This is a genomic window from Catenuloplanes nepalensis, assembly GCF_030811575.1.
GTDB lineage: Bacteria > Actinomycetota > Actinomycetes > Mycobacteriales > Micromonosporaceae > Catenuloplanes > Catenuloplanes nepalensis.
In genome coordinates this window covers 4,907,097-4,921,214 of sequence record NZ_JAUSRA010000001.1, presented here as the reverse complement: position 1 = coordinate 4,921,214, position 14,118 = coordinate 4,907,097, and the positions used below count along the sequence as shown (strand labels likewise).

At 72.9% G+C, this 14,118-nt stretch carries 13 protein-coding genes and 1 pseudogene; 4 read left to right on the top strand and 10 right to left on the bottom strand.

Annotation, left to right across the window (positions count from 1 at the left end; genetic code table 11):
- Positions 1-57: 57 nt before the first annotated feature.
- On the bottom strand, positions 58-798 hold the full coding sequence (locus J2S43_RS21385; protein WP_306831878.1) for a cobalt-precorrin-6A reductase: 741 nt from the start codon (positions 796-798) through the stop codon (positions 58-60).
- Between the two features lie 70 nt (positions 799-868).
- On the opposite strand from J2S43_RS21385, the gene J2S43_RS21380 reads away from it, so the two are divergent.
- Positions 869-2,008 carry a cobalt-precorrin-5B (C(1))-methyltransferase gene (locus tag J2S43_RS21380; protein ID WP_306831876.1) on the top strand — a complete coding sequence of 380 codons (1,140 nt, stop codon included), beginning with the start codon at positions 869-871 and terminating at the stop codon, positions 2,006-2,008.
- A 6-nt stretch (positions 2,009-2,014) separates the two neighbouring features.
- On the opposite strand, the pseudogene J2S43_RS21375 reads toward J2S43_RS21380, so the two are convergent.
- Positions 2,015-2,335 (bottom strand): annotated as a pseudogene (locus J2S43_RS21375) (DUF6232 family protein); the annotation flags it as partial.
- Between the two features lie 84 nt (positions 2,336-2,419).
- Between J2S43_RS21375 and J2S43_RS21370 the strand changes: the two are divergent.
- The 3 genes from J2S43_RS21370 to J2S43_RS21360 all read left to right on the top strand — a co-directional run bounded on the left by J2S43_RS21370 (position 2,420) and on the right by J2S43_RS21360 (position 6,459).
- The gene (locus J2S43_RS21370; RefSeq protein ID WP_306831874.1) at positions 2,420-3,475 is read left to right on the top strand and encodes a serine hydrolase domain-containing protein; all 1,056 of its coding nucleotides are present in this window, start codon (positions 2,420-2,422) and stop codon (positions 3,473-3,475) included.
- A gap of 212 nt (positions 3,476-3,687) precedes the next feature.
- Complete coding sequence (locus J2S43_RS21365; protein ID WP_306831872.1) at positions 3,688-4,074, top strand: DnaJ family domain-containing protein; 387 nt, start codon at positions 3,688-3,690, stop codon at positions 4,072-4,074.
- 90 nt (positions 4,075-4,164) lie between these two features.
- Positions 4,165-6,459 (top strand): HelD family protein, encoded by a 2,295-nt coding sequence (locus J2S43_RS21360; RefSeq protein ID WP_370881643.1) that lies wholly within the window; start codon positions 4,165-4,167, stop codon positions 6,457-6,459.
- 534 nt (positions 6,460-6,993) lie between these two features.
- Here J2S43_RS21360 and J2S43_RS21355 read toward each other — a convergent pair.
- The 8 genes from J2S43_RS21355 to J2S43_RS21320 form a co-directional block, all read right to left on the bottom strand.
- On the bottom strand, positions 6,994-7,458 hold the full coding sequence (locus J2S43_RS21355; protein WP_306831866.1) for a hypothetical protein: 465 nt from the start codon (positions 7,456-7,458) through the stop codon (positions 6,994-6,996).
- A 102-nt stretch (positions 7,459-7,560) separates the two neighbouring features.
- Positions 7,561-8,040, bottom strand: a complete 480-nt coding sequence (locus J2S43_RS21350; protein WP_306831865.1) for a hypothetical protein — start codon at positions 8,038-8,040, stop codon at positions 7,561-7,563.
- Between the two features lie 101 nt (positions 8,041-8,141).
- Positions 8,142-8,546: a hypothetical protein gene (locus J2S43_RS21345; RefSeq protein ID WP_306831863.1), complete on the bottom strand. Its 405-nt coding sequence runs from the start codon at positions 8,544-8,546 to the stop codon at positions 8,142-8,144.
- 185 nt (positions 8,547-8,731) lie between these two features.
- Complete coding sequence (cobM, locus tag J2S43_RS21340; RefSeq protein ID WP_306831861.1) at positions 8,732-9,475, bottom strand: precorrin-4 C(11)-methyltransferase; 744 nt, start codon at positions 9,473-9,475, stop codon at positions 8,732-8,734.
- Complete coding sequence (gene cbiE, locus J2S43_RS21335) at positions 9,472-10,677, bottom strand: precorrin-6y C5,15-methyltransferase (decarboxylating) subunit CbiE (protein ID WP_306831860.1); 1,206 nt, start codon at positions 10,675-10,677, stop codon at positions 9,472-9,474. Before cbiE ends, cobM begins: the two co-directional genes overlap by 4 nt.
- Before the next feature lie 31 nt (positions 10,678-10,708).
- Positions 10,709-11,119 carry a TIGR03618 family F420-dependent PPOX class oxidoreductase gene (locus tag J2S43_RS21330; protein WP_306831858.1) on the bottom strand — a complete coding sequence of 137 codons (411 nt, stop codon included), beginning with the start codon at positions 11,117-11,119 and terminating at the stop codon, positions 10,709-10,711.
- A 133-nt stretch (positions 11,120-11,252) separates the two neighbouring features.
- Positions 11,253-12,440 (bottom strand): DMT family transporter, encoded by a 1,188-nt coding sequence (locus J2S43_RS21325; RefSeq protein ID WP_306831856.1) that lies wholly within the window; start codon positions 12,438-12,440, stop codon positions 11,253-11,255.
- Positions 12,441-12,643: 203 nt separating this feature from the next.
- Positions 12,644-14,116 carry a glutamate-cysteine ligase family protein gene (locus J2S43_RS21320; RefSeq protein ID WP_306831854.1) on the bottom strand — a complete coding sequence of 491 codons (1,473 nt, stop codon included), beginning with the start codon at positions 14,114-14,116 and terminating at the stop codon, positions 12,644-12,646.
- Between the last annotated feature and the right edge of the window lie 2 nt (positions 14,117-14,118).

The following is a 14,118-nucleotide window of genomic DNA, read 5'->3' as shown; positions in this document are numbered from 1 at the left end:
GGCGGGTGCCCTGTGGGCCGGGCATTGAGAAAACGAGGACTGTCTGTGCCGCTGTTTTCACCCGCCGGCAGCCACCACCCACGCCACCGCGTCCTCCACCGTCGGCACCGTCCGTACCCCCGCCGGGATCGCCGGCCGGTCCACCATCAGCACCGGAATCCCCACCACCCGTGCCGCTTCGAGTTTGGCCTCGACGGCGGAACTTCCGCTGTCCTTCGTCACCACGACGTCGATCCGATGCTTCCGCATCAACGCCTCCTCGCCCGCCGGCGTGAACGGGCCGCGGTCCAGCAGCACGACCATCCGCGCCGGTGCGGGCGGTGCCGGTGCCTCCACCGCCCGCACCAGGAACCACACCGTGCCGAGCGATGCGAAAGCACCCAGTGTCTGCCTTCCGGTGGTCAGTAACGCCCGCTGTCCGACGTGCGGCAACACTCTCGCCGCCGCCGCGATCGACGGGACCCGCCGCCAGTCGTCACCGTCTCGCTCGATCCACCCGGGGCGCCGCAGCATCAGCAGCGGAATCCCCACCTCGCCGCAGGCTTCCGCCGCCGACGTGCTCATGACGGCCGCGAACGGATGCGTCGCATCGATCACCGCGTCCATCCCGGACGAACGCAGCCAGGCGATGAGCCCGGTCACCCCGCCGAAGCCGCCGATCCGCACGTCCCCCGGCGGCAGCGACGGCGTGCTGGTGCGGCCCGCGAGCGAGCTGGTCACCGAGACGCCCGGCAGCCCGGTCAGCGACGAGGCCAGTCGGCGGGCTTCGGCCGTTCCGCCGAGGATGAGCACGCGCATACCGTGGATTCGATCATGAGGGTTGGACCCTCCGGTATCGCGGTGCACGTCACCAGGCATGCTGAGGACCGTGACATCTCCGGGAAAGCTGCGCTACGGCTGGACCACGGGGGCGTGTGCCACCGCGGCCACGACCGCGGCCTACCAGGCCCTGCTGACCGGCGAGTTCCCGGACCCGGTCACGATCACGTTGCCCAAGGGCCAGCGGCCGGCCTTCGCCCTGGCCCGCGAGGACCTGAGGGGCGACCACGCCAGCGCGGGCGTCGTCAAGGACGCAGGTGACGACCCGGACGTGACGCACGGCGCCCTGGTCCAGGCCACGGTGCGGCGCGCGGCCGCGGGCAGTGGCGTGACGTTCCGGGCGGGCGAGGGCGTCGGTACCGTCACCAAGCCGGGTCTGCCGCTGGCCGTCGGGGAGCCCGCGATCAATCCGGTGCCGCGCGCGATGATGACCGCGGCGGTCGAGGAGCTGGCGGCGCGGTACGGCGATCCCGGCGACGTGCAGATCGAGATCTCCGTGGAGCACGGTGCCGAGCTGGCGCGGAAGACCTGGAACCCGCGGCTCGGCATCCTCGGTGGCCTGTCCGTTCTGGGTACGACCGGCATCGTCGTCCCGTACTCGTGCGCGGCCTGGATCGACAGCATCCGGCGCGGCGTGGACGTGGCGCGGGCGGCGGGCCGGACGCACGTGGCGGGCTGCACCGGGAGCACGTCGGAGCGGGTCGCGGCCGAGGTGCACGGGCTGCCGGAGGATGCGCTGCTGGACATGGGCGACTTCGCCGGCGCGGTCCTGAAGTATCTGCGGCGGCATCCGGTGCCGAGGCTGACGATCGCGGGCGGCGTCGGCAAACTCTCCAAGCTCGCCGACGGCCACCTGGACCTGCACAGCGGCCGCAGCCAGGTGAACCTGGCCGCACTCGCGGCGCTGGTGCGCACCCACCGAGGGCCGGAGGAACTGGCGAGCGGCGTCGAGCGCGCGAACACCGCGCTGGACGCGTTGCAGCAGAGCCGCCGGCACGGGTTTCCGTTAGGGGATCTGATCGCGGCCGGGGCGCGGCGCACCGCGGTCGGTGTCCTGCGGGAGGCGCCGGTCGAGGTCGACGTGATCGTCATCGACCGGGCCGGGAACATCGTCGGCCAGGACCCGCCAGTCGGTCGCGCGGACCAGGGCGCGGGCGACTCTCCCGTACCGCCCGGGGTCGGTGGTTGAAAAGATCTTGACGGCGGAGCCGTGGTGGTCGGCCCAGAGTTCCCAGGCGCGCGGCCGGCGGGCGACCAGGAGCGCGGCGCCGGCGAGCGCCACGGCGACGACCAGCACGAGAACGGCCCCGCGTAGCCCGGCGGTGACCCAGGTGACCGGGACGGCGAACGCGGACAGCAGCGCGAGCGAGACCAGCCGGGGGAGTGCGCGGGGCAGCGGCGGGCGCGTGGTGCGGGGCGTGTGCAGCTCGTCGAGCGGCCAGGAGCGCCCGTCCGTGGTGATCGTGTCGGCCGTGACGCGCACCCCGTCGCCGGGGTCGTCGAAGAAGACGATCATCGGGGTCCTTCAATCCGGGTTCGCCCGACGTTACCGCGCCGAAACACGGTGGAAAACCGTTGGCGGGGCGCGAATACTCCGCGCATGGGGTTCGAGAAGGCGCGGGAACTGTTCGAGACCGGTCTGACCGGCGGCGACGAGGTCGGCGCGTCGTTCTGCGTGGTGCGGCACGGCGAGGTCGTCCTGGATCTCTGGGGCGGCCACGCGGATCGGGCGCGCACCCGGCCGTGGGAGCGGGACACGATCGTCAACGTCTGGTCCGTGACCAAGACCGTCGCGGCGCTCACGGCGCTGATCGTCGCGGATGAGCACGGCATCGAGCCGGGGGAGCGGGTCACCCGGTTCTGGCCCGAGTTCGCGGCCGGCGGGAAGCGGGACGTCACGCTCGCGCACGTGCTGAGCCACTCGTCCGGCCTGTCCGGGTGGCGGGAGCCGCTCGCCACCGAGGATCTCTACGACTGGGAGAAGTGCACGTCGCTGCTGGCCGCGCAGGAACCGTTCTGGGCGCCCGGCACCGCGCCCGGATATCACGCGGTCACCCAGGGATATCTGCTCGGCGAGTTCGTCCGGCGGGTCACCGGCGCCACGATCGGCACGGTGTTCAGGGAGCGCGTCACCGCGGACTTCCACATCGGACTGCCGGCGAGTGAGGACGCGCGCGTCGCCGAGCTGGTGCCGCCGGAGACGCCGCCGTTCAGTGGCGGCGAGCTGACCGAGATCCAGCGCAACGCCGCGCACAACCCGCCGATCCCGACCGGGGTCACGGCCACGCGGGCCTGGCGGGGTGCGGAGATCCCGGCCGGTGGCGGGCACGGCAACGCGCGGTCGGTCGCGCTCGCGCTGTCGATGCTGACCGAGCCGGCCTGGGAACACCTGACGATCAAAGCCCTTCAGGAGCATTCCGCGGGTACGGATCTGGTGCTCGGCATGCCGATCCGCTGGGGTCTCGGCTTCGCGCTCGGCGAGACGTTCCTGCCGAATCCACGCACCATGTGCTGGGGCGGGTCCGGCGGCGCGTTCGTCGCGGTCGACCTGGACACCCGCGCGGTCCTGGCCTACGCGATGAACCGGATGTCCGGCGAGATCACCGACATGCGCGGCCTGCTGCTGGCGCTGGCCGCGTGGGAGTCACTCGACTGATGGGCCGGCGCGTCCCTCACGTCGCCAGAACGACATGAGGGACGCCCGATCACGGGCTGGAGGCGCACGCGGCCTACCTGGAAGGGCTCGCCGACATGCCACCGGCCCGCCCGATCCTGACCGAGTGGGCGCGGCGGTCCGGTGCCGCGATCGGCACCGAGGCCACCGTGCTGTTCGAGGTGTTCGACCGCAAACCCCAGTAAAATCCGGTGATGGCGCACTTCTTCGAAACACTGGTCGACAGGAAGATCCGTGAGGCGCTGGAGCGGGGCGAGTTCGACAACCTGCGCGGCTCCGGCAGGCCGCTGCCCGGTCACGGCGGCGACTACGACGAAGACTGGTTCGTCAAGGAACTCGTCGAGCGCGAGCAGGTCGGCGGCGCCGTGCTGCCCGGCACGCTCGCGCTGCGCAGGGAGATCGAGGACCTGCCGGAGGCGCTGACCCGGGTGCGGCTGGAGCGCGAGGTGCGGCGCATCGTGGCGGAGCTGAACGAGCGGATCGCGGACAACCATCGGGGCCTGCTCTCCGGGCCACCGACGATCATCAAGCGGCTGGACACCGAACAGATCGTGCACGACTGGCGCGACCGCATGCGGTAGGCTTGCGCGTCGGGCGAACGGGAGCACGAGGAAATTGGGCGTGCTGCCCGTTGCATATTAGTCAATCTGGGGGCGGTTTTGTCAAGCACCGTGGAGCAGAAATCCGCGATCGGTGAGGAACAGGCCTACCTGCACGGGCTGTACCGGCGGCTCGACGGCATGCGTTCCGAGGCGTCCGCCCGGCTCGCGGAGAAGTTGCGGGAGTCCGGTGGCACCCCGCAGGAACGGTCCCAGCGGGACAGCGCGGTCACCATGTACACCGATCAGGTCGCCGTCCTCGGCGCGGTCGAGCACGGCCTCTGCTTCGGCCGACTCGACTTCGAGGCGGACGCGGAGACCCGCTACGTCGGGCGGATCGGCATCTTCGACGACGACGGCGACTACGAGCCGCTGCTGGTCGACTGGCGCGCCCCCGCCGCCCGCCCGTTCTACCTGGCCACCGCGGCCGCGCCGCTCGGCGTCGTGCGCCGCCGGCACATCCGCACGGCCGGCCGGGACGTGGTCGCGCTCGACGACGAGGTGCTCGACCTGGACGACGCCGGCGACGGCGCGCACGACCTGACCGGCGAGGCCACGCTGCTGGCCGCGCTGGACGCCCGTCGCACCGGGCGGATGAAGGACATCGTCGAGACGATCCAGGCCGAGCAGGACCGGATCATCCGCGCCGACCTGTCCGGCACGCTCGTCGTGCAGGGCGGCCCCGGCACCGGCAAGACCGCGGTCGCGCTGCACCGCGCGGCGTACCTGCTGTATACGTACCGCCAGCAGCTCTCCAAGCAGGCCGTGCTGATCCTCGGGCCGAACCCGACGTTCCTGAGCTACATCGGCCAGGTGCTCCCGTCGCTGGCCGAGACCGGCGTGCTGCTGCGCACGATCGGCGGCATGTTCCCCGGCGTGCGCGCCCGCCGCGCCGAGCCGGACGAGGTCGCGGAGATCAAGGGCCGGGCCGTGATGGCCGACGTGATCGCGGCCGCGGTCGCGGACCGCCAGCGCGTGCCGGACCAGCCCGTGGAGATCAACGTCGAGGGCGAGACGCAGCTGCTGCTGCAACCGTCCACCATCCGCGCGGCCCGCGACCAGGTGCGGCGCACCGGCAAGCTGCACAACCTGGCCCGCCCGGACTTCGACACCGAGATCATCCACGCGCTGTCGCTGCAGCTCGCGGAGAAGATCGGCACCGATCCGTACGCGGACGACTCGCTCGGCGGCGAGGACGCGCCCGGCGACCCGATCATCTTCGACGAGGCCGACCTCGCTCAGATCCGCCGTGAGCTGCGCCGTGAACCCGAGGTCCTGGCCGTGCTCGACTGGCTCTGGCCGGTTCTCACGCCGCAGCAGATCATCGCCGGTCTCTACGCCTCGCTCTCCCGGATGACCGCGGCCGCGTCCGGGCTGCTGACGCTTTCCGAGCAGGAGGCGCTGCTGCGCGAGCCGGAGGGCGGCTTCAGCCCGGCCGACGTGCCGCTGCTCGACGAGGCCGCGGAGCTGCTCGGCGAGGACGAGGACACCCGCCGCGAGCGCATCGCCGAACTGTCCCGGCTCATCCAGCTCGAATACGCGCAGGGTGCGATCGACATCGCGCTCGGCTCCCGCAGCGTCGACCTCGAGGACGAGGACGACCCGGAGCTGCTGATGGGCACCGACCTGCTGGACGCGAGCCGGATGGCCGAACGCCAGCAGTTCGACGCCGCGCTCACCGCCGCCCAGCGCGCCGCCGCGGACCGGACCTGGGCGTTCGGGCACGTCATCGTGGACGAGGCACAGGAACTCAGCCCGATGGCGTGGCGCCTGCTGATGCGCCGCTGCCCGAGCCGCTCGATGACCATCGTCGGCGACGTCGCCCAGACCGGCGACCTCGGCGGCACCTCCTCGTGGGACGACGCGCTCGTGCCGTACCTGGACCGCCGCTACCGCCTCACCGAGCTCACCGTCAGTTACCGTACGCCGGGGGAGATCATGGACCTCGCGGCTGCGGTCCTGGCCCGGGTCAACCCCGGCCTGGCCGTGCCCCGCGCGGTCCGCCACACCGGCATGCCGCCGTGGCGCGCGACCGGCGACCTGTCCACGCTGGTCAAGGCGGTCTCCGAGTGGAACGGCGAGGGACGCCTCGGCGTGATCGTGCCGGGCTCTCTGGTCGGCGAGGCCGCGGCGGCGTTACCGGACGCGGCCTCGGGCGCCCGCGCCGACCTCACCAGCCCGATCGTTCTGCTCACCGTGCGTCAATCCAAGGGCCTCGAGTTCGACGCGGTCATCGTCTACGACCCGGACCGGATCGTCGCGGAGTCACCGCGCGGCGACGGCGACCTCTACGTCGCGCTGACGCGCGCCACCCAGAGCCTGGGGCTGATCTCCCCGGGACCGATCACGTCACTGCCGTCCTCCTGACCTTCCGGCGTCCGGCTCACGGATCGACGCACGTTCGGCCCGACGCCGAGAGGACGGTAGAAAAGGCCGATATTCCCGCTTCCGGGGTGGCCGGGTGCCGCATGCTCCCGCGGGCAACGGTCGTCGCTGGCGCTCCTCCCTGACTGGACCGAGGGTGGTCGCGAAAAGGCCGCGACCGCCCTGACCGGCCGGTTTCCGGCCGCGCGTGCGGGGCCGCGCATTCACGAAGACCAGGCCTGCCACCGAGGCCCCTTGTTGCCGGGCGCTCCGCGCCGACGCTTCGTGGAGACGGCGGGCACTCGTGAAGCCGGCACCCGGAGGCTTCGACGGTGCAGATCATCGCGTCGATGGCAAACCGCTCCCTGGGGCGCCGGTGGTGAGCCGCTCTCCGGGGCGCTGGTGAGCTGCTCTCCGGGGCGTCGTGGCGAACCTCTCGCCGGGGCGTCGGTGGCGAACCTCTCCCGAGGGCGCTGGTGGCGAACCTCTCCCGGGGCGCCGGGGGGCGAGCCGCTCCCCGGGGCGACGGGGAACGGGTCACCAGGCGCGGGTGGTGAACCAGGAGCGGGCCGCGCGCGTGTTCAGCAGCGCCGCGCTCAGCGCAGGCCAGACGAGGCTCGCCAGGCCGGCCGGGTCGCCGGTCTGGACCAGCAGGAGCAGCACACCAACCATGGTGAACGCGCTCAGCACCAGCGTCAGGATCCGGGCCCACTGCCGGCCGCGCTGCAACTGCTGCCCAACGAGTGCGTTGAACAGCGCACCCACCACGAGCGCGCCGGCCGAGAAGCGCAACACCAGCGGCACCTCGCCCCCAGACGCGTAGCCCACGTCCGCGATCACGTCGGCCGGGAGCAACAGCATCGCCGCCGCGCACACCGCCATCGCCGCCGCGCTGACGTAGTGCAGGATCGCCAGCGCCTGCACACCCGGTGGTGCCGGCTGCCGCAGCGGCGGCGCGATCAGCAGACCCGGACCGGCAGCTCGGCCGTAGCCCTCCAACATCGTCACTCCCATGGTCGACCTCGGCTACAGCCTGGCCGGTCGAGAGGCCGGCCGCCCCGGCCGAACGGTCCATCCGTCCGCGCCGGTGGGCTCAGTCGCAGGTCACCAGGTGTGGTGGCGGAACCAGGAGCGGGCCGCGCGCGTGTTCAGCAGCAGCAGGTAGAGGGCCGGGCCGGCCAGACCGGCGGTCTGCGACAGGTCGCCGGTCGACGCGACCGTGACCGCGGCGCCGGCCATGCCCAGCAGGCTGAAAATGATCATCAGGACCCGTGCCCACTGCCGCCCGCGCTGCAGCTTGCGACCGATCACGAACGAGATCAGCGCGGAGACCGCCAGCACACCGGCCACGACGTAGGACACCGTGGTCAGCCGCGCCGGGTCGATGAACTGCTCGTCACCGGCGAACAGGTCGGCCGGTGCCACCCACAGGATCAGCGCCACCCCGGCCAGCTGTACCAGCCCGCCCAGGTAGTGCAGGATCGCCAGCACGTGCACGCTCGGCGGCGCCGACCGCCGCATCGGCTGCATCGGCGCGACCGGGTACGCCGTGTACTGGTAGGGCTGCGCGTATCCGTACGACATCTTCGGCTCCTCGTCGTGGGGGTTCGGCTACAGCCTCGCCGCGACCCGCCCTCGCCGAATCCCCGGAAGATGCCACCGTCCGCCGGACGTGCGTGCGGCCGCTACTCGGGGAGCTCCCTGGAGACGCACCAACCGCCGTCGGCCGCCGTCATCGTGTAGACGATCGTGGCCTCCAGGTCCTCGGGCCGATCCTCGACGCCGACGACCTCGTCCACCCGGACCTCCAGCGTCGAGCCCGAGGCCGTGACGTCGGCGACCGCATATGACTTGAGCGTGAAGCGGCCGCCGAAGTTGCCGGCCCGGGTGGTCGTCGTCTTACGCCACATCGCGCGGATGTCGGCGCAGATGTATTCCGCCGCGGCGTCCAGATCCTGTGCGGTGGTCGCCTCGAGGTAAGCCTCCACGGCCGCGACCGCCGCGGCCTCGCCGGACGTCGCGGCCTCGCCGGACGTCGCGGCCGAACCCGTGATCGAGGGCGTGGCGGCTGCCGTCCGCCCGGTGTCCACAGGAGAACCGCAACCCGCCACTGCAACACACAGGGCCAGCGCCGGCAGGGCTCGTCGTCCCGGAATCTCCACAGCATTCCCCACGTCGTTGATCAAGAAGCATGTGGAGTGTTCATTGGATCCCCTGGCCGGTCACCGTGATTCAGAGCTCGGCCCGGCGTGCGACGCGATCGCCTGCGTCCGGGTCAGTCACGGCGGCGGTCCGGGCTGTAGAGGTGGCTGTCCGGGAAGGCGGAGGCGGTCAGCGCGGGGCCGACGATGATCACGGCGGTGCGCTTGATGCCGGCCTCGTGGACCAGGGGCGCGATCGTGGTCAGTGTGCCGCGGAGGATCTGCTCGTCGGGGCGGGAGGCGCGGGCCACGACCGCGACCGGGCAGTCCGCGCCGTAGTGCGGGCTCAACTCGGTGACCAGGTGGTCGATGCGCTGGACGGCCAGGTGCAGCACGAGCGTGGCGCCGGACGCGGCCAGCGTGGGGAGTCGCTCGCGCGGCGGCATCGCGGTCGCGCGCTCCGCGGTCCGGGTGAGGATCACGGTCTGGGCGACCTCGGGCACGGTCAGTTCGCGGCGCAGGCTCGCGGCCGCGGCGGCGAACGCGGGCACGCCCGGTACCACGTCGTAGGGAACGCCGGCCGCGTCCAGGCGGCGCATCTGCTCGGCCATCGCGGAGAAGACGGACGGGTCGCCGGAGTGCAGCCGGGCCACGTCGTGACCGGCCTCGTGCGCCTCGACCAGCGAAGCGATGATCTCGTCGAGCGACAGCCTGGCGGTGTCGATCAGCCGGGCACCGGGCGGGCACCAGGAGAGCATCTCCGGCGGGACCAGGCTGCCGGCGTAGAGGCAGACCGGGCTGGTCGCGATCAGGTCGCGGCCGCGCACGGTGATCAGGTCGGCGGCGCCCGGTCCGGCGCCGATGAAGTGCACGGTCATGGCTTGCGTACCGTCCATTGGGTCACGGGGAGTGCCGGGCGCCAGGCGGTGAAGCCGCCGACCGCGCCGGCCCGGGAGATCTCGATGCGGGTGAGGTCGCCGCCGAGCCGGTCGCGCGCGGCCGTGACCACGCGTTCCGACTCCAGCGTGACCGCGTTGACGACGAGCCGGCCGCCGGGGCGCAGCGCGGACCAGACGGTGTCGGTCATGCCGGGCGCGGTGACGCCGCCACCGACGAAGATCGCGTCCGGGCGTTCGAGACCGTTCAGTGCGGCCGGGGCCGCACCACGAACAACCAGCAGCGAGGGTACGCCGAGCGCCGCCGCGTTCCCGGTCAGCCGCGCGGCACGGGTGTCGTCCGCCTCGATCGCCACGGCCCGGCAGGACGGGTCGGCGCGCAGCCACTCGATCGCGATGCTGCCCGCGCCCGCGCCGACGTCCCAGAGCAGCTGGCCGGGGATCGGCGCGAGCCGGGCCAGCGTGATCGCGCGGACCTCCCGCTTGGTGAGCTGGCCGTCGCTGTCGTAGGCGTCGTCGGGCAGACCGGGGACCGTGGGCAGCAGCGGGGCGTCCGGCCCGGCCACGCACTCGACGGCGAGCACGTTCAGCGGCGCGGCCGTGGCCAGGGACCAGGCGGCGGCGGTGCCGGTGACCGCCCGTTCGCCCGGGCCCCCCAGGTTCTCCAGCGCGGTCAGCGCGCTCTCGGCGTACCCGCGGCGGGTCAGAAGCCCGGCCACGGCGGCGGGGGAGCGGCCGTCGGCACTCAGCACGAGCAGCCGCCGGCCGGGTTGGATCTTCGAGTGCAGCGCGTCGAGCGGCCGGCCGACCACGCTCACCACCGTGGTCTCCTCGACCGGCCAGCCCAGCCGGGCGCAGGCGAGCGAGATCGACGACGGGTGCGGCACGACCCGGAAGCCGCGCGCGCCGGCCAGCCGGGCGAGCGTGCCGCCGATGCCGAAGTGCATCGGGTCGCCGCTGGCCAGCACGCACACCGCGCGATCCGCGAACGAGTCCAGCAGGCCGGGCAGCGAGGGCAGCAGAGGCGACGGCCAGCGTACGCGGTCCGCCGCGACCTCCGCCGGGATCAGCGCGAGCTGCCGGTCGCCGCCGAGCAGCACCCCGGCCGCCGCGACCGCCTCCCGTCCGGGCGGAGCGAGCCCGTCCCAGCCGTCCGCCCCGATCCCGACCACGGTGACGCTCACGCCGGCCAGCCCTGGTTCCGCGGTGGCGTGCTCATCCGACGTTGCCGAGCACGCGGGTCAGGGTGATCTCCAGGATGACGCGGGCCGGGTTGATCCGGGGGATGCGGTATCGCTCGGCGTAGCGGCGCTCCGCGTCCGCGATGAAGTCCGGCTCGGTGCGCACCCGGGCGCGGCCCTCGACCGTCGACCAGCGGCGGCCGTCGACCGAGCAGAGCGCGACCGTGGCGGTGGCCGCGGCGTTGCGGGCCTTGGAGCTGGTGCCGGACGTGAGCACGAGCGCGGTTCCGTCCGCCCAGTTGATCACCGCGCCGACCGGTGTGACGTGCGGCGTGCCGTCGCGCCGCAGCGTGGTGAGCGTGCACAGGTGCCGCTCGGCCCAGAACTCCCGGAATTCGTCCCCGACGTCGGCCAGACCTCGCCGGCGTTGCACGCTGCTGCTCACCGCACGACAGTGCCAGATCGTCCGCGCCCGGGACACCCGGCCCCGCGTGCCGGTGACGCAGCACCCAGCCGCGACACGGCCCGGAGCCGCCGGACGCGACCCGCGCCGGGTCACGGAAGAGCGTGCGGCGGCGTCAGTTGCCGGGGCGGCGGCCGGGGCGCGGGTAGAAGCCGCGGCCGGGGCGGATCACGCGACGGCGCGGGTTGCCACCGGGGACCGCGCAGGACGGCACGCCGCGGTCGCCGATCGCGATCTGCGAGCGCCGGCGGCCGGGGATGATCGCGGTGGCATCCGGCGCCGCACCGCCGTCGCCGGTGGCCGGCGCCGGGTTGCCCTCGCGCGGCGACGGACCGGTCTCACGCGGGGACGCAACGGCTTCACGCGGGGCGATCCCGGGCGAAGCGGGCTGGCGCGGGGCGTCCTCGCGGGGTGTCGCGGTGGGCGGGGACGAGGTGTCGCCCGCGCCGGTCTCCGGGGTCTCGGTGATCTGGGTGTCCCGGTCGCCGGCCGGGCGGGTGAGCAGCAGCACGCCCGCGATCGCGAGCACGCCGCCGGTGGCCGCCACGCCGCCGCCGGTGACGCCGCCGACGAACCGCTCGTCCAGCAGCAGCATGCCGATCACCGCGGACGCGACCGGGTTGGTCAGCGACACCGTGGCCAGCGGCGCGCCGAGCCCGCCGTCGCGGTACGCGGCCTGGGACAGCAGCACCCCGGCGGACATGAACGCGGCCAGCGTGAACGCGGCGGTGGACAGGATCGCGAGCGGCCCGCCCGCGGTGACCTGCAGCGACACGGTCTGGGTGAGCGCGGACGAGCAGGCGAACGCGACGCCGGACGCGACCGCGTAGAGCAGCCCGGACGACGTGGCCGCGTGGATCTGCCGGGCGAGCATCGTCAGGCCGAGCACGATGCCGCCGCCGAGCATGGCGACGGTCAGCACCTCGGTGGAGTCAAGCTCCCGGGCGCTGCCCATCGGCGCGGTGATGACCAGCAGGCCGAGGCCGGCGATGGTGAGCGCGGCGCCGCGCCAGTGCACGGCGGCGACCCGGCGGCCGATGACGGCCGCGCCCATCGGCAGCGCGAAGACGAGCGTGAGCAGGCCGAGCGGCTGGACGATGCTGAGCGGCCCGTACGCGAGCGCGCCGACGTGCAGGCCGGCGCCGGCGCCGTTGAGCGCCACGGAGAGCCACCAGTGCGGGATGCGGAGCGACGCGAGGATGCCGGTGCCGTGCGCGGCCACCCGCTCCTGGACCACCGCGCCCGCGGCGTAGGCGCTCGCGGAGGCGATGCTGAGCGCGATGGCTATCGCCAGGGCGTTCATATCGCTGACCAGACCGGACCGTGCGTCGTCATGCCCTCAACGATCCCCCATCGATCACCGGCAGTCGTCCGGATAACGAGTGATTGTTGCGTAGAGCACGTGTCATACCTCAGATCGTGACCATCATCCCTGAGGATGACCCGGCCCGGAGCCGGTATCGGCGCGGGCCTCGCCGCAGCCCGTCTCCCACGTCGATACAGGCTCTACTGCCACTCGTGCACGGGGCGGTTCGTGTGCATGTGGTCGAGGTAACGGCCGAGCATCTCGTGCAGCGCCGCGGTGCGGTCGAGGTTGCCGCGGTCCTGCAGGTCACGGACCGTCTCGACCTGCCAGGTGGCGCCGTTCGCGGAAGACAGGCAGCGTGCCTCGATCACGCCGAGCAGCCGGTCGCGCTCGTCCGCGCGGACACCCCAGGCGTCCAGCCCCTGCTGCGCCAGCGGCAGCAGCCGGCGCAGCACCAGCTCGGTGACCGGGAGCGTGCCCGCGTCCGGCCAGTAGACGGACGCGTCGATGCCGTGCCGGGACGCCGCGTGGAAGTTCTCCTCCGCCGCGCCGAAGGACATCCGGGACCAGAGCGGGCGTTCCGCCTCGGCCAGCGCGCGGACCAGCCCGAAGTAGAACGCGCCGTTCGCGAGCGTGTCGACCACGGTCGGGCCGGCCGGGAGCGTCCTGTTCTCCACGCGCAGGTGCGGGGCGCCGCGGACGATGTCGTAGACCGGGCGGTTCCACCGGTAGATGGTGCCGTTGTGCAACCGCAGCTCGGGGAGGCTGGGCGTCTCGCCGCGGGCCAGCGTCTCGACCGGGTCGTCGTCCTCGCAGACCGGCAGTAACGCGGGGAAGTACCGGACGTTCTCCTCGAACAGGTCGAACACGGACGTGATCCAGCGTTCGCCGAACCACACGCGGGGCCGTACCCCCTGGGCCTTGATCTCTTCTGATCTGGTGTCCGTGGCCTGCTCGAAGAGCGGGATCCGGGTCTCCCGCCACAGCTCCTTGCCGAGCAGGTAGGGGGAGTTGGCGCCGAGCGCGACCTGAACGCCCGCGATGCTCTGCGCCGCGTTCCAGTACGCCGCGAAGTCGTCCGGGCTGACCTGCAGGTGGAACTGGGTGCTGGTGCAGGCCGCCTCCGGCACGACCGTGTCCGCGGTGATCTCGAGCCGCTCCGGGCCGTCGATGCGAATGTCCAGGTCCTCGCCGCGCGCCGCGAAGATCTGCTCGTTGAGCAGCTGGTAGCGCGGGTTCGCGGAGAGCGAGTCGAGCGTGAGGTGCTCCGGTCGCAGCGTGGGCAGAATGCCGATCATGGCCATCCGCGCGCCGACCGCCCGCGCCTTCGACTCGGCCTCGTTCAGGCTGTCCCGCAGGTGCTTCTCGAAGCCGGTCAGCCCGCCGTCGGAGAGCGCGAGCGGCGGCACGTTTATCTCGATGTTGAACTGGCCCAGCTCGGTCTGGAACAGCGGGTCCGCGATCGCGGCGAGTACGTCCGCGTTGCGCATCGCCGGGTCCGCCGCCGGGTCCACCAGGTTGAACTCGATCTCCAGGCCGGTGAGCGGCCGCTCCGCGTCGAAGCGGTGCTCGGCCAGCATCTCGGCCAGGACGTCCAGGCAGCGCCGGATCTTCTGCCGGTACCTCGCGCGGTCCTCGCGGGTGAACTCCCGCGGGCCGACCTCCTCGCCCATGA